18 protein-coding genes are annotated in these 19,037 nt (G+C 73.2%); 6 read left to right on the top strand and 12 right to left on the bottom strand.

The window, feature by feature from the left end; all coding sequences use genetic code 11:
- The first annotated feature begins 1 nt into the window (after position 1).
- Positions 2-1,105, top strand: coding sequence for a hypothetical protein (locus tag BUB17_RS05465; RefSeq protein ID WP_072914704.1), 1,104 nt, complete (start codon positions 2-4; stop codon positions 1,103-1,105).
- Positions 1,106-1,601: 496 nt separating this feature from the next.
- On the opposite strand, the gene BUB17_RS05455 is transcribed toward BUB17_RS05465, so the two are convergent.
- The 12 genes from BUB17_RS05455 to BUB17_RS05405 all read right to left on the bottom strand — a co-directional run bounded on the left by BUB17_RS05455 (position 1,602) and on the right by BUB17_RS05405 (position 13,749).
- Positions 1,602-2,624, bottom strand: a complete 1,023-nt coding sequence (locus BUB17_RS05455) for a hypothetical protein (protein WP_072914698.1) — start codon at positions 2,622-2,624, stop codon at positions 1,602-1,604.
- Between the two features lie 553 nt (positions 2,625-3,177).
- On the bottom strand, positions 3,178-3,477 hold the full coding sequence (locus tag BUB17_RS05450) for a hypothetical protein (RefSeq protein WP_072914695.1): 300 nt from the start codon (positions 3,475-3,477) through the stop codon (positions 3,178-3,180).
- A gap of 69 nt (positions 3,478-3,546) precedes the next feature.
- Positions 3,547-3,843 (bottom strand): hypothetical protein, encoded by a 297-nt coding sequence (locus BUB17_RS05445; RefSeq protein ID WP_072914692.1) that lies wholly within the window; start codon positions 3,841-3,843, stop codon positions 3,547-3,549.
- Complete coding sequence (locus BUB17_RS05440) at positions 3,840-4,181, bottom strand: hypothetical protein (protein ID WP_072914689.1); 342 nt, start codon at positions 4,179-4,181, stop codon at positions 3,840-3,842. Before BUB17_RS05440 ends, BUB17_RS05445 begins: the two co-directional genes overlap by 4 nt.
- Complete coding sequence (locus BUB17_RS05435) at positions 4,178-4,603, bottom strand: hypothetical protein (RefSeq protein WP_072914686.1); 426 nt, start codon at positions 4,601-4,603, stop codon at positions 4,178-4,180. The genes BUB17_RS05440 and BUB17_RS05435 overlap by 4 nt, the downstream gene beginning before the upstream one ends.
- A gap of 1,109 nt (positions 4,604-5,712) precedes the next feature.
- A complete protein-coding gene (locus tag BUB17_RS05430; protein WP_072914684.1) occupies positions 5,713-6,717 on the bottom strand; it encodes a hypothetical protein in 1,005 nt (334 codons plus the stop codon).
- A gap of 269 nt (positions 6,718-6,986) precedes the next feature.
- Positions 6,987-7,376 carry a hypothetical protein gene (locus BUB17_RS05425; RefSeq protein WP_141242913.1) on the bottom strand — a complete coding sequence of 130 codons (390 nt, stop codon included), beginning with the start codon at positions 7,374-7,376 and terminating at the stop codon, positions 6,987-6,989.
- 98 nt (positions 7,377-7,474) lie between these two features.
- Positions 7,475-7,633, bottom strand: a complete 159-nt coding sequence (locus BUB17_RS26665; RefSeq protein ID WP_175561291.1) for a hypothetical protein — start codon at positions 7,631-7,633, stop codon at positions 7,475-7,477.
- Complete coding sequence (locus BUB17_RS05420; RefSeq protein ID WP_072914678.1) at positions 7,630-8,067, bottom strand: hypothetical protein; 438 nt, start codon at positions 8,065-8,067, stop codon at positions 7,630-7,632. The genes BUB17_RS26665 and BUB17_RS05420 overlap by 4 nt, the downstream gene beginning before the upstream one ends.
- A gap of 283 nt (positions 8,068-8,350) precedes the next feature.
- Positions 8,351-10,264: a hypothetical protein gene (locus tag BUB17_RS05415; protein WP_072914675.1), complete on the bottom strand. Its 1,914-nt coding sequence runs from the start codon at positions 10,262-10,264 to the stop codon at positions 8,351-8,353.
- Between the two features lie 1,803 nt (positions 10,265-12,067).
- Positions 12,068-12,217, bottom strand: coding sequence for a hypothetical protein (locus tag BUB17_RS26660; RefSeq protein ID WP_175561290.1), 150 nt, complete (start codon positions 12,215-12,217; stop codon positions 12,068-12,070).
- A 53-nt stretch (positions 12,218-12,270) separates the two neighbouring features.
- On the bottom strand, positions 12,271-13,749 hold the full coding sequence (locus BUB17_RS05405) for a recombinase family protein (protein ID WP_072914670.1): 1,479 nt from the start codon (positions 13,747-13,749) through the stop codon (positions 12,271-12,273).
- A 145-nt stretch (positions 13,750-13,894) separates the two neighbouring features.
- On the opposite strand from BUB17_RS05405, the gene BUB17_RS05400 reads away from it, so the two are divergent.
- From BUB17_RS05400 to BUB17_RS05380, 5 genes are all read left to right on the top strand, one after another.
- Entirely contained in the window at positions 13,895-14,101 is a 207-nt protein-coding gene (locus BUB17_RS05400) for a hypothetical protein (RefSeq protein WP_072914667.1), read from the top strand.
- Positions 14,102-14,139: 38 nt separating this feature from the next.
- Positions 14,140-14,544, top strand: a complete 405-nt coding sequence (locus tag BUB17_RS05395; RefSeq protein ID WP_072914664.1) for a TadE/TadG family type IV pilus assembly protein — start codon at positions 14,140-14,142, stop codon at positions 14,542-14,544.
- Entirely contained in the window at positions 14,541-15,008 is a 468-nt protein-coding gene (locus BUB17_RS05390; RefSeq protein WP_072914662.1) for a hypothetical protein, read from the top strand. Before BUB17_RS05395 ends, BUB17_RS05390 begins: the two co-directional genes overlap by 4 nt.
- A 617-nt stretch (positions 15,009-15,625) precedes the next feature.
- The gene (locus tag BUB17_RS05385) at positions 15,626-15,886 is read left to right on the top strand and encodes a hypothetical protein (protein ID WP_072914659.1); all 261 of its coding nucleotides are present in this window, start codon (positions 15,626-15,628) and stop codon (positions 15,884-15,886) included.
- 11 nt (positions 15,887-15,897) lie between these two features.
- A complete protein-coding gene (locus BUB17_RS05380) occupies positions 15,898-18,354 on the top strand; it encodes a patatin-like phospholipase family protein (protein ID WP_072914656.1) in 2,457 nt (818 codons plus the stop codon).
- Positions 18,355-19,037 lie beyond the last annotated feature (683 nt).

Here is a 19,037-nt window from a genome sequence, read left to right as displayed (position 1 = left end):
CATGCCTAGCGTTAGCGAGTCAGTCTCCAGAGTTGTCGAAGCCGAGAGCTGGGATCAGAGGGTTGCTCGTATCCGCCTCATCCCACAACAACACGGCACCGGAGAACACCCGGGGATCTATGCGGCCATTGCTCGTGAGGCGTATGTACCGCACTTGGCGCCGGACTTCGCGTACATCCATGAGGCCCCCTTCTATGAGCGGCCCTACTTTGAGGAGGTTTACAAGGCCGCAGCCGAGGCGACTGACGACTTCCGAAGTGTCACCGTCACCAACCTCAAGGACGCCGTAATGGACGACCCACGGACGCTCCTGGTGTTTAGGACCATCGTGGGTCTGACGAAGGAAGAGTTTGCCCACTCCACCACGCTCGCCGCTGGTCCCTTGGATCTCTCGGGCTTGTCGGCCGGGAAGATCGACGCGATGGAGCGGAAGGGGACGGCCACGACCGAGGACCAGGCGCGCGTCGTCGCCGAGACGCTGTCCGCCGTCATGGCGGGGACCCTGTTTGGAGATCCTCCGGGGGACCTCAAGAGCAAGCAGGACAAGCCGGACACTCAGGGCGGCTGGAGGGCCGTCCAGGGCTTTGCGTCCCACGGGGTGCCCTACTCAATGCTTCTCCACCAGCGGCACTACGGCGGCGCCTTTCGTCAGGTTCTCGATGCCACCTCCAGCAAGCGAGGCGACCTCATTGAGGACGCCGTCGAGGCTTTGTTCAAGGACAACGGCATCCCATACATCCGAACCGGCAGCCATAACCAAGGCGACATTGAGGAGCGCTTTGAGGTTCGGGTCACCCCAGCGCCGGACTTTGTTGTCTTTGATGACTCCGACACTCTTCGGGCGATGCTGGAATGCAAGGGGACTAACAACGGCGGCACGGCTCGGGACAAGGCGCTTCGCTTTGAGCGGTTGCGAGACGAGTCCATCCGGCTCGGTGGTATCCCACTCCTCGCGGTGCTGGGCGGCATCGGCTGGGCGCGTGTAAACGACACGCTCGGTCCCGTCGTACGAGACACAGACGGCCGTGTGTTCACGCTGGCGAACTTGCCGGAGATGCTGACGGTGGCCCCGTTCCCATCCCTTATCGGCCTGGCGGCGGACTGACGAAGGCGGAAACGTCGGCCACTGCGCTTGCGCCCGCATAGACGCGAAAGGCCCCCGCCTCCCAGGACAGGGAGGCGGGGGCCTTCGTGATTGTGGGACCAGCCCATGCAGCGTGCATCAGGCGTGGAGTGTCGGTGGGGCCGCCGATTCTGCGGCCGTGGATCGCCGAGTGTTCGCGGAGCCGAGAGCCGTTGAGGTGCAGCGGGATGGCCGGTGGTGGCTCGGACTCCAGTCGGCGTGGAGGTTCGACCCGGAGCGAGGGTGGGTCGCCGAGGTGACCTTCTCCATGGATCACGAGTGGGGCAGGGGGAACCATGTGGACGCCGTCCCGGCCGACAAGGTGCGGTTGCCGTCTTCCGTCGAGCCAGGTGGGGAGCCTCCTCGGCGAGGGTGAGAGCCGGACGGCCCGGTCGGTGAGGTCACGAAGGGCGTGTAAACGCAGTAGGCCCCGGCCTCCCATGGACGGGAGCCGGGGCCTCGGGCGTGAGCGACTGCGCTACGAGCCGGACAGCGGCGTCGGGCTGAGGGAAACGGACTCCGATCCGGGCGTCTGCTTCGGCGACTCGTCCAGCCCTTCGTCCTCGCTCAAGGCAGCGGTGGGTTCCACCGTCTCGACGGTCTTGTTGTCCAGGAGGGACTCCTGGGACATGTCCCGGATCACCTGGAGCACATCCAGGAGGGGGAAGTCACGCCGGGCGGCCAGCTCGGCCGTGACGAAGCGATCCTCGGCGTCCGGGAGCGCCACCGGCGGAGGTACCGAGGCGTCCGCCCGCAGGAACGCCCGGACCAAGTAGAAGCTCTTGTAGTAGAGCTCCATGAATGCGGCGTCGTACGGCAGCGGCAGGCGGATGAGGTTGAGCTTCTCGTCCCGTCGGGGGACGTCCTTCTTGTCCACTCGGGGGTAGATACCGATGCGGAGCCCCTGGGCGCCCTCCAAGGCGGTCGGGTTGATCTTGACCGTGGTGCCCACCCACCGATCGCTGCCCGTGTTGCCCAGGAAGAGGTCGGCCTTCCAGAGCCCCATGATCGACCGGGGCAGCTTGTTCCGGGCCTCGTGCCGATGGAAGGCCCGGACGATCTGCGGGATGTACCGCTTGAGCTTCGCGGGGTGCCCCCGGTTGCCCACGTAGACCCGCGACTCGTCGGTGAGGGCGTCCTGGACCGACTCGATGATCGGGATGCGGCCGTTCTTCTCCGGGCCGAAGAGGATGGAGACCGCGCCACCGCTGATGCCGCAAAGGTCCTCCAGGACCTCGCTCGCCAGCGGCGCGATAAGAGGGTTCTCGGTCGCGATGGCCTCGTGGACCGCGTACTCGAAACAGATGCCAGCGTCCCCGCTCCCGCTCAGGAACTCCCGAGCGAGGTCGTGGAGCGTGATCTTGTCGAACCCTCCGAGGCGCGTCACCCGGCTCATCGCCAGGGAGTAGAGGGTGGCCTCCAGGACGGGGGCAACCATGGCGAACTTGGCCCGGACGCGGTCGGTGATCTGGTCGGCCTGGATGGTCTGGAGCACCTGCACACCCGGCACGGTACCTGTGAGGCTTCCACCACCCACGGTGATCGCCGAGGCCGGACGGCCCGACGGCGAACCGGCGGCCCGGGGTCCGCGCGGAAACCGTGTAAACGACGAAGGTCCGCGCCTCCGCCCTGGTCAGAGGGCAGAGACGGGGCCTCTCATCGTGCTGGGGAGGGCCGCCGCAGCGGCGGAGCCAGTGGCCTGCTCCTGTGGCCGAGGGCGGTGCCCTCGCGGATGCCGTCCCGCAGGTCACGGCGCCGCCGGTGGCGTTCTGGGCGGCCAGGCGGGCGCCGCTTGTAGACCATGCCGCCGGTGGAGCCGCCGTCCTGCGGTCACTTCTTGTGCGGCATCGCGCTCGGTGTCCTCCGGGTCGGTCCTGGGCTGCCGTCGTGGCCCTCCTGGGCGTCCTCGGCGGCCGGAGCTGGCGACGGTCTCTCCCCGGAGATGGGGACGGGGCCGTCGGTGAGAAGGGCCAGCGCGGTCCAGGAGGACCCCGGAGGGCGGCATGGCCGTCAAGGGGGTCTTGACGGTTGATGGTCGGCTCCCGGAGGGGCGGCTACGCAGCCGCGAGGGCCTCACGGTGGCCGTCGTGGGCGTCCTCGTCGGCCTGGGCCAGGAGGTCGGCCCGGACGGCCTCGGTCCACTGGCGGACGGCGACCACGGCGGCGGCGTGGACGGCCGGGGAGGCCCCGGTCCGCCGGAGGAGGACGGCGAGGGCCGCCGGAGTGGAGGGCAGGCGGCGGCCACCTCGGCGGCAGAGGTGGGCGGCCAGACGGGAGAGGGGGTCGGAGCCGCCGGGGCGAGCCTGGGCGAGAAGCCAGGAGGTGAAGTCCTGGGCGGCGGTGTCGGTGGGCATGACGGGGCTCCTCTCGGGGTCGGCCGTGCGGCCGTGGGTGGGTGGCCGTGGGCGGCCGATGGTGCGGGCTCAGGCCGAGGCGTCCTGGACGTCCTGGCGGCGGCACTGGTGGTCCAGCTCGGCGGAGGCTCGGAGGAGCCGGGCCATGGAAGCCACGGCCGAGGGGGACCCGGCGGCGGAGGCCACCTCGGAGGCCGCCTGGAGCTGGAGGAGAAGAGGGACGGCCACCGGCTCGGCGGCGGTGACGGTGGGTGACGGCGCAGGTATTGGTGCGCCCATGGGCCGGGGCGTGTAAACGGGGGCGACGGCCGGGGCCAGCGGCTCGGCCTCCGGGGCGTCCTGGGCGGCCGAGCCGGTGAGGGTCACCGGGCCGAGGTCCGGGCGGCTGCCCGACGCCGGGCCTCGGCGATCCCGTCGGCGGCCGTGGTGTCCCTCGGGGCCTCGTCGGCCGGGTCGGCCTTGCCGGTGGCGGCGTCGGGGGCCTTCCCGGCTCGCTGGGCGATGCGCCGTTGAGCTTCTCGGCGGCCCAGCTCGGCGGCCGAGGGCTCGGAGCCGACTCCGGCGGCGTCCTTGGCGGCCTGGGCGTCGGTGAGCTTGCCTCGGAGGCGGTCCACCTCGGCCTGAGCCTGGCGGAGGTTCTCCTCGGCGGCGGCGATGGCGGCGGCCTGGTCCTCGCGGTGCCAGTCGGTGGCGGTCGTGGTCATGCGTGGGTCTCCTCGGTGGGGTCGTCGGTGCGGTCGGGCTGGGTGAAGCCACGGGCGAAGCGGTCACGGGCGGAGGGCCGCTGGCGGCCTCCGTGGAGCTGGACGAGGCGGGCTCCGTTGCGGGGTCCGCCGGTGGTCTCGGTGGGCCAGCTCCAGCGGTTCCGCGCCGCCCCAGCGACGGTGAGGCCCAGCGCCTCGGCCATGCGGGCGACCAGGCCGCCGAGGGCGGCGTTCGTGTGGCCGCCGATCTCAAAGGCCCGGACGGTCTGGACGTAGGTGGCGACGTCCCTCGTGAGGCCGAAGCGGGGCCAGAGGGAAGCCGCCGGGCGGGTGGTCCAGAGGTCGTGCCAGAGGGCGGCCTCGGCCTCGGTGGGCTCGGTGGCGAGGGGCCACGCCGGAGGGGTCTCCGGAGGTGAGGTCATCGGGGTCCAGCCGCCGGACGAGGCGGCGGCAGCGGACCGGAGGGAGTTGGGGTCGGGGGCAGGCCCGGAGTTCGGGTGGCCTCCACGCATGGCGGGGTCTCCTTCGTGTCGGAGGTGGTGGCGGTGGTCGGCGGCGGCCGTCGAGGGGCCGCCGGTGGGGCTGGAGGGCGGGACTTTGGAGCCGTTGACCCGGCCAACTCCCGAGCGCCCTCTCCGCCGGGGAAGAAGCCGGGAGGGGGAGGGGAGGGACCCCCACCCCCGTCGGCGACTCGGCCGACGAGCGGTGAGCGTGACGACTCAGGACGAGACAGAGACGGCGGCCGGGGTGACGGGCTCGGGGTCGGCGGCCGTGGCGTCCTGGACGCCGTGGCAGCTCGGGCGAGGCATCGGGCTCGGCGGCCTGGTGCTCGGCCTCGTCGTCGTGGCTCGTGTGCTCGTCCTCGGCGTCGGCGTCGTGGTCGGCGTCGGGGTTGTGGTCGGGGTCGTGGTCGTGGTCGTGGTCGGGCTCCGGCTCGTGGCTCGTCGGCCTCGTCGTTGCTCGTCTTCGTCTTCGTCGTTGCTCGTCGTCTTCGTCTTCGTCTTCGTCGTCCTCGTCTTCGTCGTTGCTCGTCCTCGTCGTTGCTCGGCCAGCTCCTCGGCCTCGGCCTTGGCCCTCAGCTCCAGGCCGAGCAGAGCCAGCAGCCAGCAGCAGCAGCAGAGCCAGCAGCCAGCAGCAGAGCCAGCAGCAGCAGAGCCAGCGCCAAGGCCAGAGCCAGAGACCAGCGGGCAGAGGCAGGCGGCCAGGGCCAGGCGCACAGGACCAGGGCCAGGCAGGCAGGGCCAGGACCCCGACCAGGGCCAGGCAGGGGAGGCAGGACGGGGGCCAGGACGTGGACGAGGGCCAGGCCGGGAGGGTCGGTGGCCTACCCCTTGGGGCGACAAGCGACAGGGAGGGGAGGGGGTCGGCGAGGAGGGGAGGGGGTGTCCTCGTGGTGCCGGGGGTGTCCGGCGGAGGGGTTGGAAGTCGGCCGGCGAAAGTCCCTCGGGGAAAGGCCCGGCGGAAGTCGGGAGGGTCCTCGCGGGGGACGAGGCCGGGGCCGTCCTCGGGTGAGGAGGACGGCCCCGGTGGGTCAGTCCGTGAGGCCGAGGGCGATGCTCTCGCGGGCCTCGGCGATCTGGTCGGCGGCGGCCATGCGGACGCGCCGGAGCGTGTAGGCGTCCCGCTCCGAGGGCGCCCGCGAGACGCCGTGGAGGTTCCGGTCCACGATGCGGCCAGCGGCCTCGGCCCGGAGGTCGGACGCCTCATCGGTGCCGATGACGTGGGGAGCCAGCTCCTCGCGGAGCCGGACCACGGCCAGGAAGTGGGCGACCGAGGTGACGTCCAGGACCGGGAAGGGCTCCGAGGTCACCGGGCGGCCCATGAGGTCGGCCGTCGGGGTCTGGCCCGCCTTGGCGAAGCCGGGGACGACGTCGTCCAAGCCTCCGAAGAACGCGAAGCCGAGCGACGGGGCGCCGTTGGCGAAGTTGGGGCCGGTGTCCTCCAACCTCAGCAGCCGGACATGGTCGGCCCGGAGGTCGGCGTACCGAGCGGCCAGCTCCCGGAGCTTGGTCCACTCGGCGACCTTCCCGGCCGAGATCGCGCCGTCGGCGTCGGAGACGGTGCCCAGCTCGGAGACCACGGCCTCCGCCTCGTCCAGCAGCTCGGCGAGGTCGGCGCTCAGGGCGTCGTAGAGGGCGGGGACGTGGTCGGCGATCACTCCGGCGATCTCGTCCGTGTAGCGCCTCGGGAGGGACTCCAGGAGGGCGACGGTCTGGTCACGCCGGGCGGCGGCGGCCTGGGCCTCGCCGAGGCGGGCGACCAGGGCGGCCGGGTCGATCTCGGCGCCCTGGCGGAGCTGGGCGTCCACCTCGGCCAGGACGTCCGTGGACTCCACCCGGAGGGCCTGGGCGGCGGCTCGCGCCTTCGTGGCGCCCTCGTAGGCGGTGAAGAGGGGAGCCAGCTCGGCGGCCGGGAGGGCGGCCAGGAGGCGGGGCGAGTTGACGACGGCGGCGGCCGTGCGCTGGTGGGCGTCACGGCTGGAGAAGCGGAGGCCCTGGGGCAGGGTCAGGGCGGAGGGGGCGGTCTTCGTGGGCATGGCGGGGGATCTCCTGTCGGAGTCGGTGGGGTTGGGGTGGTCGGCGTCCTGGTGGCTCTCCAGGGCGCCGGGGGTGGCCGAGGGGCTCTCTCCTCGGCCGGGGTGGTGCTCGGGTGGTGCTCCACGGCGCCGGGGCTCTCCGGCGTCGGGGTCTGGGGGTCGCTCAACCGTCCGGGGCCGTCTCGGGGAGAGCCACCACGAGGCGGCCCCGGAGGGAGCATCACCTCCGGGCCTGGGCAGACCTCCAGGCCGGGAGGGAGATCGGGGGCTCAGTAGTCGGCGCGCTCGGCGTCCTCGGCCCGCCAGGACTCCACGCGCTGGCGGAGGGTGTCCAGGTCCAGGAGGACCGAGAGGGCCACGTCCTCCAGGCGGGCGATGGTGGCGGCCCGCTCCTCGTCTCGGGCGAGAAGCTGGAGGACCAGGCCCTCCAGGCGGGCGACGTCGGCTCGGGTGGCCGGAGCGGTGTCCGTGGCGTCCTGGGCGGCCTCGGCGGCGTCCGGGGTGTCCTCGGTGGGGTCGGCGGCCTCGGGGGCCTCCTGGACGGCCTGGGCGGTCCGGCGGACCCGGACGATGCCCTCCGGGCGGCGGACGCCGTGGTCGGGGGTCGTGGAGGTGCCGGAGATGACGGGGGCCAGCATCGGGCGAGAGATGAGGGTCATGGCGGGGTGGTCTCCCTGGTGGTGGTGGGTGGCCGTGGCGGCCGGGGTGGGACGGAGGAGGAGCAGGCAGGCAAGCGGGGCCAGGAGGCGGAGCCGGGTCATGCCGGGCGCTCCTGGTCGTCGTCGTCGGGGACGTCGTCGGGGTCGAGACCGGCGGCCTCGGCCAGAGCCCGGAGGCGGAGGTTCTCGGCGATGGCCCAGGAGAGCCGGGCGTCCTGGTGGATGCAGGCGGAGGGGTAGCCGCCGGGGCGAGTCACTCGGCGGCCTCGGGGAGGGCGGCCCGGACGGCGTCCAGGACCTCGGCGGCCTCGCGGCGGAGGCGACGGGCCTCCCTGGGCGGGAGTGTGCGGGCCTCGGCCAGCGCCCGGCGGTGGGCCTCCTCGGCGTCCTCCACCCGGCGGCGGTGGGCGGCCACCTGGAGGTGCTCGCGGAAGGAGGCGTCCTCGCGGCGGAGGACCCGGAGCCGCTGGGGGACGACCCGGTGAGGGTCGGTGAGTTCGTAGTCCCCGCAGCCGCAATGCCCGACCCTCCAGCCGAGCTGGACGGCGTCGAGGTCGGTACCGGCGCCGTGGAGGACGGTCTTCCGACACTCGGAGCAGCGGGCTCGGAGGAGGAGGGTGCCGTCCTCCTCGTCACGCTCCAGGCCGATGACGTGGGCGGTCCGGTGGTCGGGGTCGTGGGTGGTGCTCATGGGGTGGTCTCCCTGTTGTGGCGGTGGTCCCGGCCGGTGGTCGAGGCCGGGCGTGGGTGCGGCCCCCGTCGTCGGTGTCCGACGGGGGCCGCTGGGGTGGTGCTGGCGGCCGTCCAGAGGGCGGCCAGGGTCGGTGAGGGTCGTCAGGGTCGGTCGTCCGGGTGGACAGAGGGCGGGGCGTCTGGCCGCCCCTCTCCCTCACTTCTCATCGGAGCCAAGTGGAGGAGGGACGTTGGTCTCCCGGGTGACCGACCCTGTCCGACCCTGACGACCCTCTGCCGCGTCATTCCGGGGCAGGAGCAGGGTCGGTGAGGGTCGGCACCGACCCTGCGAGAGGGTCGGAGAGGGTCGTTACCGACCCTGCGGCAGGGTCGGTGAGCCAGGGCACCGACCCTGCCTCCTCGGACCCGGTGGGGTTTCGGGCGGCGGTGGCCCGGAGGTCGATCCACCGGGCACCGTTGGACTTGCCGTAGGAGACGGCCACTCCGGCGTGACGGAGGGCCTCCTCGGCCCGGCGGAGCTGGATGCCCAGAGCCCTCGGGGTGTTCGGCCACCACTTGGGGAGGTCGAAGGGCGTCCCCTCGGCGGTGGACAGGAGAGGGAGCAAGGCGTCCGGCCGTCCCCTCCAGTGGCCCCGGCGCTGGTCCACGAGGGCCAGGACGGCGGCGGTGAAGGGATCGTCCAGCGCCCGATCCGCGAGGGACTCGTCCACGGCGCCGACGTAGGCGGCGAGGTGTCCGGCGTCCTCGTCCAGGCCGAGGCCCCGGTCCAGCGCCCGGAGGACGTCGGCATAGTCGGCCATCCGAGGACGGGGGTGGGCTTCCCGCTTGACGTCCTCCAGGTGGCGGAGGACCCGGACCACGTCGTCCAGGACGGCCCCGAGGATCTCGGGGTGGGCGGCCCGGTAGGCCGACCAGAGCCCAGCCTCTCCACGGCGCTCGGAGTCGGGGACCCGGTCCAGGGGGACGAGGGCGATGCGCTCCAGGGCATCCGAGCCGAGGCCCGGCGGCAGGGTGATGGAGGTAGCAACCCCGGACCGGCGGTAGGACACCGGCCGGAGATCCTCGTCCGTGTAGAGGGCTCGTCGGTCGTCGGTGACGCCGGTGACGAGGCGGCAGAGCCAGTCCGAGGTGGCCTGGCTCACGTTGGTGATGTTGTCGTAGCTCACCAGGAAGCGGCCTCGGGCGGCCGTGGAGTCGTCCCGTTCGTTGCGGCCCGGCTCCTTGCCCAGCGAGTCCGTGGGCTCAATGACGGAGAGGACCATCCGGGTCCGTACGGACTTGCCGGAGCCCTGAGAGCCGGTGGCCCAGAGAATCGGCCGGGGCACCTCGGCGAAGAGGGAGCCGACCAGCCATCCCCGGATGAGGAGCCAGCGCCGGTCCTCGGCGTCCAGGCCGAGGAGGTCCCGGAGGGTGTCCAGGGAGCCTCCCCGGACCGGCTCGGGGAGGGGCTGGACGGCGGCCGAGCGCCGGAAGAGGGGCACCGACTCGGAGGGGTCCACGACGGTCCACCCGGTGGGGGTCACGTCCACGACTCGGCCGGTGGTGTCCCCGAGGTCCAGGACGATGCGGTCGTCCCCGACCTGAGCAGCTCGGAGGGCGACGGGCTCGGGGTGCTCCTGGGCGTCCTCGGCGAGGGCGGCCACGAGGCCGAGGGCGGCCGTCATAATTTCGGAGCCGATCACCACTCCCTTCCCGGTCCGTGCCCTCCGGTCCTCGCGGAAGCGGCGGAGGACGTCGGAACGGATGGAGCGGACCTCGCGGGCGATGCGGTTGGACCCGGCGTAGGTGGGGACGGCAAAGAGGAGGCCGTCGGTGGACCGGCCGAGGCGGTAGTTCGCCTCAATGAAGGTCACGACGTCGTCCGCCGTGAGGCGGCCCTCTCCGTCTCCGCCCTTGGAGCCCTTGCCCTTGGAGGGAGTGGCGGCGGCGTCGGCGGTGTCGGTGCGGACGGTGTCCAGGAGGGTCGTCCAGCGAGCCTCCGGCATCCCGAGGGCCTCGGCGAAGTTGCCGGGGCAATCCACGGTGAGGCAGGCGACGGCCAGGCGGCCGAAGAGGTCCCGGAGCTGGAGAGAGGACTCGGTCCGGCAGGCCGGGCAGGTGACGGCGTAGCCGTCCACGGTGCGGGTCTTCCCACTGGGGAAGTAGGTGTCTGCGAAGTCTCCGAGGGAGATGAGGTCTGGCGAGGGGTCGGGCATGGTCGTCCTGTCAGAGGTGGGCGGCGGTGGTGGGTGGAGCTGGCGGGGTTGGAAGGCCCGCCGGAGGGGAGGCCGTGGCGGCGGAGGCCGCTTGGTCGTCCGGGTCGGCGGTGGCGGAGGGCTCCACCTCAGCGAGGCGTGACGGCCGCCGGGTTCCACGCCGGGGCCTTGCGTCACGCCCCGCCAAGGGAGCGCCACCACCGTCCCGACCAAGGGACGACCCCGGACCGGCCAAGGCCCGGAGCTGGTGAGAAAGCGGAGTCCGCTCCGGCGCCGTGTAAACGGCCGGGGACTTCACGCCCAAGCGAGAGAAACTCGGTACAGGAGGACGGTCCCCGGCGACCACCGTCGGAGCGCGTCTACTCGCTTCCGACGGTGGCCGCCTTTCCCAGGACCCATCCATCCACACGCTCACTCCGGCCACCGACCCCGAGGGAGAAGAGGGCGGCCGAAGTCCTACCGGGCGCCTTCTACGCCACCCGGAGGTCTAGGGGAGGTCCAGCTCCTCGGCGGCGCCGAGGCCAAGTCGGCGACCAGGCCGAGGAGCTGGACCAGGAGGACCGGAGAACCCACTCCGGTCCGGTAGGACCGACCCTGAGACGCCGGGAGACCACCCACGTCGTCAGGGTCGGGGCTTGCGGGGTGCTCTAGGCGGCGGCGGTGGTGCCGTGGGCGCCGAGCTGGTGGCGGAGCCGGTAAGCGCGCTGGTGGCGCCGGGCGGCCTCCTGGCGGCAAGCGGGGCCGCACTTCTCCGGCGGCCTGCCAATGGTCCGGGGAGCCTCGAAGTTCTCCCCACAAACCGAGCAGACCCGGATGCGGACGTCGGACATCGTCCGTCGCCTCCTCTCCAGTTAGTGAAAGTCAGGAGAGCTATTTGTGTCCGCAGCGGCGGCGGCCGTTCTCTCCCGATGACTGCTACGTCTGCGAGGGGGTGCCTTTTTGCTCACTCTGAGGGTCTCGGATCGGTAACGATCCTGAGAGAAAGTCAGTAGACGAGAAAGTGAGCACCTCGGCCGGAGGCCGGTCTCTTCTCCCGTTGGTGTGTACGTCTGCGAGAGGCATACTTTTTACTCACTCCGAGCCGGAGGAGATAAGGGGAGAATGTGCTCGGAGAATGGGAGAGGGGAGGGGGCCGTCCTCGGCCGCTACTCCGACGCCCATCGCAGCGGGGCTATGCAGGCGACCGGCCGGAGGAGGGTCCTCCCCTCTCCTGGTGACTACGTCTGCGTTCTCACGGATCACACGCTCACCAGGTCCCGCAGATGCGGAGCTGGCAGCCGGCCTCCGTCCGCGCCTGCGGTAGTGAAGTGACGAGCCTCACAGAGAGGAGGCCGGAGTCGGGCGGCCGAGCCGCTCAGGGCGCCCATGACGCGCCGGAGGAGGCCGGGGGTCGGAGTGCCCAGGTGCCGGGAAGGGCCGCCGGGGCCTCCTGGTCGTCCTGTGACGGGTCCGCCGGGGATCGGAGGGCCACGCCGTCCACCGGCCGACGGGGGAGCACCTCGGCCGGGAGGTCACCGGCGGCGACGGCGACCAGGACAACGGCTCGGCCGCCAAGCTGGCTCCTGGTCGCCGTGCTGGCGGCCGTCGTCGTGGCCGGGCTGGAGCCGGTGGGCGGCGTCGGGCGATGCCGGTCCGGGTGGGGCGAGGCCCTGGCCCTCCATGGCGACCAGGAGCCTTCGGGAGAGGGCGGGGGACCTCCGGCACGGCCGGGCCGCCCTGGGGCCTCCTGGTCCCCGTGCTCACCCCAGGAATGACGAAGGCCCCGCCCTCCGGCGGAGAGCGGGGCCTGGGGCGGCGTCCGGGTCATGCGGCGCGGCTGGAGGCGCGCGGCGTCGGGCGGAAGATCACGGCCAAGCGGTCCTGCTGGGCGGCGGTGAGAGGAGGAGCGTTCCGGAGGACACGGGTGACGTAGTCGGCGAGGTCGGCGGAGTTGAGGCTGGAGGGGGCAGGCATGGCCGGGAGGTCTGCGAGGGGCCTCCCCGTTGCTCAGGCCACGCGCGGCCTCCTCACTGGCGCCAGTCGATCCGCACCTGCTCGGGCGTGAAGCGTCGCCCCTTTCCGGCCGGGAGGACCGTCACGGTCATGAGGGCGTCCACGGCCGCCTTGCGGGATCGGACGTCCAGGTCGTCCCACGCCGTCTCTACGTCCTCGGAGTTGACCAGCGCGACGGCAGGCGAGTCACCGAGCGCGTCCGAGATCCTGTCCTCCAGGTCGTTGATGCGGGCCGTGAGCTTCTTGGCCTGCTCCCCGACGGCGGCGGCCGAGAGGACGCCCTCGGCCAAGAGGGCGGCCAGGTCGTCTCGCCGACCGCGCAGCTCCACGACCTTGGCACGGAGCCCGTCCAGGTCGGCGCTCGGGGCCAGGACTGAGGCGGCGTCGGGCTGGGAGAGGCGGGCCAGAAGTACGGCCTCCACGACGGCGTCCACGAGGTCGGCCCGCCGGGCGAGGTAGCAGGCCCTGCACTTGTAGACGATCCACCTCTTCCCCTTGGCGCCCATGGGCGAGGAGAAGAGGAGCCGGGGCGGCTCACCGTTCGCCTCCGCCTTCTGGCATGTCTCGTTGCCGCACCGGGCCACGCCGGAGAGCAGGTACTTGGCCTCGGTGCCCTGCTGGACCCGGCGGCCGACGTCCCGGAGCACCTCCGCCAGGCGGGTCTGGGTCTCGGCGTCCAGGAGCACCGGCCAAGAGCCTTCGGCGACGTCGGCGCCGTTGTAGGTCACCCGTCCGCTGTAGCGAGGGGACAGGAGGGCACGGCGAAGGCTCGTGACGTTCCACGGGAGGAAGGGGCCGTGCTGGGTGGCGCCGTCGGCGTCCCGGAGCGGCTCACCCGTGGGGCTGCGCAAAACCCGGCGGCCGGTGGTGAGGAGGCCCCGCTCATCCAGCATCCGAACGGCTGCGGCCAACGTGGAGCCGTTGAGCACCATCTCGGCGGCCTCGCGGAGGCCCTTGGCCTCGTCCTCCATGACGACGATGCGGCCCGCCTCGTCCCGGTCGTAGCCGAACGGCCGCCGGGTCCAGCCCATGTGACCGTTGGCGGCCCGTTGCTCGTTGGCCCGCTTCTGCCGGGCGGCCTTCTGCTGGACCTCAAAGCGGGCGGTGCTCGCCATGATCCGGGCGTTGAGCTGGCCCTGCGGCGTCATGAGGTCCAGGTCGCCCTGGACGGTGGCGATTCGTACGCCGGTGCGCTCACACCGGATGATGACGTCTTCCAGGTCGATGACCCGGCGGACGAGGCGGTCAACGGCCCAGACCACGATGACGTCGATGCGCCCGGCATCAACCATCGTGAGCAGCTCCTCAAAGCCAGGCCGCCGCTTGCCGGACGATGCGCTGACGTCGTTGTCGGTCAGCGGCTCCCTGACCAGAGTCCAGCCGCGCTGGTCGATGAGCCGTCGGCAGTCCTCAATCTGGCGGTCCACGGCGGCGCCTTCACCGGTGCGGTCGAGTGACTGGCGGCCGTAGATCGCGGCTCGGAGAGCGGGCATGGCAGGAAGGTTAGCGCCTGACAACCATGGTCCCGGTCGTCTTCCTGGTGCTCCCGGTGACCGTCCTCTTCGCGCTCTACCCCGGCTTGATCAGCATCGTCTCGCTGGCGCGATGAGCCCGCGGACACGACAGGAAGGACACAGCATGCCGACGTTCACGGGGGTCCTCGCGGCACTGGCCGCACTGGCCGACCGCCTGCGGGGGGACGATCCCGAGCGGGGCGACGTGCCCGGCTGGGTCATGATCACGGTGATGACGGCGGCGCTGGTGCTGGCCATCCTCGTCCCGTTCCGCGAGGCGATCGTCGCCGCGGTCACCAACGCGCTGGCCTCCGTCACGGCCGGTGGCTGATGGCCCCTCTGCAGGGTCCCGCCGCGAGCGTGCGAGCGGTGGGCGGCAGAGGGGCCCTTGACGGCGAGCGGGGTGCGGCGGTGGTCGAGTTCGTCTTCGTGTCGGTGCTCGTCGTGGTGCTGTTGCTGGCGGTGCTGCAGGTCGCGGTCTACGTGCACGTGCGCAACGTGGTGACGGCGAGCGCGCAGGAGGGTGCCCGGTACGCGGCCAACGCCGACGTGCCGTCGTCGGCCGGCGCCGATCGCACGGTCGCCGTCGTGGCGCGGGCGACCTCGCAGCAGACCGCCGACGGGCTGGTGTGCAGCTCGGCTCTGGAGACCGACCCCAGTGGGCTGACGCTGGTGGTCGTCCGCTGCTCGGGCGCGGTGCCGACGCTGCTGGCCGGGCTGGGCTCGCTGCTGCCGGTCGAGGTCACCGGCCGGGCGGTGGAGGAGGCCGCGTGAGCTGGCTGCGGTCGCGGCTGGGGATGGTCCGCGGGGAGCGCGGCTCGGCGCTGGTGGAGTTCACGTTCATCGCGATCGTCGTCTTCGTGCCGCTGGTCTACATCGTGGCCGGGTTCTCGGCGGTGCAGCGCGGGGTGTTCGCCTCGACGGCGGCGGCGCGCGAGGCGGGGCGGGCGATGGGCACCGCTCCGGACCCGGTCACCGGCACGGCTCGCGCGGAGGCCGCGGCCCGGTTGGCGGTGCAGGACCAGTCGGTCGATGCCACCGACGTCCGCGTCGCCTACGCGCCCGCCGGTGCCGGTTGCGACGCCGCGGGCGGGTACGCACCGACGCTGACCCGCGGGGAGGAGTTCTCCGTCTGCGTGACCGTGACGGTGCGGATCCCGCTGTTGCCGGAGTTCGTCGACGCCAACACCGCGATCGGCCAGTTCCTCGTCGAGCGCGACCGCTACGTCGACGCCTGACCGACTGCTTGACCCGGCGCTCCTCGTACACTGCCGGCACGACGACACCGGCGGTCCACGGGAAGCGCCCGCAGATGTCTGACCGGGGGGATGCAGGCCTGCGGTGCCCGGGTCGTCGACCTACCGGCGGCGCCGACGCGTACCGAACAGACCGCGCGTGAGCTCGCGGCCGAGGGCGGACGCCGCCGATCGGGTGGACGAGCGGGACGCCGCCGACCCCAGCACCCGGTCGAGCGTGCCCTCCTCCGGCGCGCGGGCTGCCCCGTTCACCGATCCCGGGCCGGTCCGGCTGCACCCGTGCTTGCCTCGGCCCGGTGGGTCGAGAGATCGATCGGTCGGGCCTGTCATCGGCACGTGCCCCAGAGGCGTGACCCAGGTCGGTCGACGACGGGGTCTGTCGGCTCGAGAACCTCCGTCTGGGTGGTCGGGCGGCCCCTGCTCCCGAACCTGGGTGCCCGGCCGCGATGCACCACGGTCGCTGGCGCGCGTAGACGGAGGTGACAGCTCGCTCCCTCACGGCCGGCCCGCCGCGCGTGCCCGGCCCGCGGCGGTCGGCTCCGGCCCCGCGTCGCAGCAGGCGTGACGGAGCGGTGACGCGCAGGCGTTAGACCTCGCCCATGACAGGGACCCCACCGCCCGCCGTCCTCGCACCCCGCCGGCCGCTCGACGAGCTGACCTCCGGCGACTCACTGCTCGCAGAGCAGGTGGTCGCCATCGACCGGTTCGACGTCCACGTCGACGACCTGCCGCGGGCCGGCGCCGAGGCCACCGACGGGCACCGGACGATCACCGTCCCCGGCGTCCCCCGCGCCTGGGTCGTGCGGGTCCAGGGCTCTGCGGCCGGCGACCCGGTCGCCGCCCGGACGCTGCGCGGCTGAGGGGGGCCACCGTGTCCGAGGCGCGCACCCCGGGCCGCTCCAAGCGGGAGGTCCGCCTGGCCCTGGTCCTCAACGGCGGGGTCAGCCTGGCCGTCTGGATGGGGGGCGTCACACACGAGATCGACCTGCTGCGCCGGGCCTCGCGGGTGGCCGCCGGCGCGTCGGAGGCGGACGTCGGCGGCGTGGCGGACCACGACCGGGCGGGGTTCGACGCCTGGGTCGACTACTGCCGGAGAGCGGACGTCGGGGAGGTCGTCGTCGACGTCATCGCGGGTACCAGCGCCGGCGGGCTCAACGGCACCCTGCTGGCCACGGCGGTGGCCCGCGGCGTGCCGCTGGACCCGCCCGGCGGCGGCCCCGGCCCGCGCCTGCGCCGGGTGTGGGACGAGCGCGCCCGGCTGCAGGAGGGGCACCTGCTGCGCAGGCCCGGAGGGCAGCTGCTGCCGAGCTTCCTGGACGGCGAGTACTTCCAGGATGCGGTCCGCGACGAGGTCAGGGGTACGGGCGGGAACGGAGACCGCGGGAGCCCGGTGACGCTCTTCGTCACCGCCACCGCGCTCGGACCCGCCAACCGGCCGCACGTCGACTCCTTCGGCCAGGCCTTCGACGTGGCCGACCACCGGCGGCTCTACCGCTTCCGTCGCAGCGAGGCCGACGGCGTCGGCTATGAGCCCCGCGAGGCGGAGGCCGACGAGTCCTGGTGGCCCCCGGCCACGGTCGACGAGTTCGCCGGCGACCGCGCCGAGACGGCGCTGGTCACCGCCGCCCGCGCGTCGGCGTCCTTCCCGCTGGCCTTCACCCCGGTGCGCGAGGGACCGGAGCTCGCCGAGCGCCGGGTGCTGCCGGCCGCGGCCGTCGAGTCGGAGGGCGACCGTTGGCTGGTGGACGGCGGCGTCCTGGACAACGCGCCCTTCCAGCCGGTGCTCGACGCTGTCGGCCGCCGGCCGGCGACCGGTCCGGTGCGGCGGCTGCTGGTCTACGTGGTGCCCTCCCGCGGGCAGGCCTCGACCGGCCTGGACCGAGCAGCTCCGCGCCGGCCCGAGCAGGGGGACGGCGACGACGCCCGGTATCCCGACTGGAAAGCCATCCTCGGCGCGGCGGTGGGCTTCCCGCGGGAGGGCGACGTCCGCGCGGACATGGAGTACACGGTCGACCTGCTGGCGCGCGCCGACGGGCGCCAGGCCGGTCCCGAGGCGCTGCTGCGCGCCGAGCTGGCCGGCCGCAACGGGGTGGCGGAGGGCTTGGTCGACCAGTACCGGCGGGCGCGGGCGGTCGGGGGCCTGTTCGACGTGCGCGCCATCCTGGCCGCGGCCAACGAGGGCCGCGGGGTGGTGCTCGCGCCGGCGTCCCGCGTCGACCTCGAACAACTGCTCGACCAGGACCTGCCCTGGGTGCCGCCTCCCGGAACGGGGCTGGACACCGGCCCGGGCGGCTGGGCCTGGGGCCTGGGCACCGCCGAACGGGTGTGCCGGCTGCTGGCCGGAGACCTCCGTGACCGCGTCGCCGAGGACGAGGAGGTGGACGCCGGCGCGATCCCCCGGGTGACCACCGCGCTGACCCGGGTCGAAGCGGTGCGGGACGCGGTCTCGGCCCGGCTGGCCGAGCACGCAGCGGACGCCCCACCCGGGGACGTCGAGTGCGCCGAGTGGGCGCGGGGGCACATCGACGCGCTGCGGGTCCCGGCCGCGCTGGCGCACTGCGTGCAGCAGGCCGCCCGGGGGTACGCCACCGCGCTGGGTGGCGACCTGGACCCGGCCGCGGTGGTCCGTGCGGCGCTGGCGGTGGAGGTGGCCTCCCAGGCCTTCACCGCCTATGGGCCGTTCCGGCGGACCGCTCCGTTCCGGCTGCTCCGCCTGGGGCCGGACGTCGACAGCCCGTTCGTGGACGCCGATGCGGACGCCGTGCAACGGGCCCGCGGGTTCGGGGACTCCAAGCTGTACGGCACCCGGGTCATGCACTTCGCGGCGTTCGGCCTGGCCGCGTGGCGCGCGTGGGACTGGACCGCCGGCCGGCTGGACGCGCAGGTGCACCTCGCGCGTGCGCTGCGGCCCGAGGACGGCGGGACGCCCGCGTGGCTGACCGGTTGGCTCACCGACGTCCAGACCCGCACCGTGGAGGAGGAGCTGGAGCAGACCCCCGCCGCGTGGGCGGGACGGCGGCAGGAGCTCTGCGAGGTCAGGAGCGGGGACCTCGTCGGCGGGCTCTACCGCACCGAGGCCGGGCGTCAGCTGCTCCGCTCGGTCGCCGATGCCGCCACGCGGGCCCTGCCGCACAGGTTCGCGCTCGACCAGCGCGGCCGGCTGCTCAACTCGCTGGTGGCGCGGAGGCCGGAGCGGCGGCTGCCGCCGCTGTGGGCCCCGATCGTCCGTTGGGGGGTCCGCAGGCGCGTGGTGAGGGAACTCGAGGGCCTCGGCCGCGCCTCCGCCGGCGACCGGGCGGAGTCGGGTCAGCCGCCCGCCGGGACCTGACCGGGAGAGGTGGGACGGTGCCCAGGACACAGGAGGCGGAGCGGCCCCCCGGACCATGGCAGCGATCGACGAGACGGTGGCAGCGCTGGTGCGGCGGGTCGGCGACGAGGCGATCCGGCCACCGGAGGCGGCCGCCGCGGAGGCGACCGATGCTCCTGGGGTCGAGCGGCTACGACGACCGAGGTCCGGATCGGCGACATCGCGGGGTTGCATCGTGACCGAGCAGGACGCGAGCAGGACGTTCGCCGGTCCACCGGCCGGGGTCGGTCGTCGGTGCGAACACCCGTCGTTGGTGCAGGGTCACTGCAGGAACTCGTCGAGCGAACTGGGCGCCTGTCCCTCAGTGGGCCGCTCTCTATGAAGACGGGGGCCGCTGTCTAGAGCGGTGGTGCTGGATTCCCGCGTAGTTGGCCTTGGGCCGTCGATCCCGCTGCAGGTCCAGGTGGAGCGCCCGCAGCCGCGCAGCGGCGAGGACGAACGACCTGGACGTGCAAGGGCTCGGCGGCAGGATGACCGGCCGCGGGAAGGAGGAACGAACTACGGCGTGACTCGGTCCGGCGGTGACCGGCCGGGCGGCTGGGGAGCCGGGCTCATCTCTCTATCGCCTCCTCGCGGGGAGGATCAGGTCGGGTCGGAGGGGCTTCGCTCCGGTGGCGCATCTCAGGGACGGGCCGTCTACGCGG

It is taken from the genome of Geodermatophilus obscurus (genome assembly GCF_900143215.1).
Lineage (GTDB): Bacteria > Actinomycetota > Actinomycetes > Mycobacteriales > Geodermatophilaceae > Geodermatophilus > Geodermatophilus obscurus_A.
The sequence above is the reverse complement of the archived record's forward strand: the minus strand, read 5'-3'. Positions and strand labels throughout refer to the sequence as shown.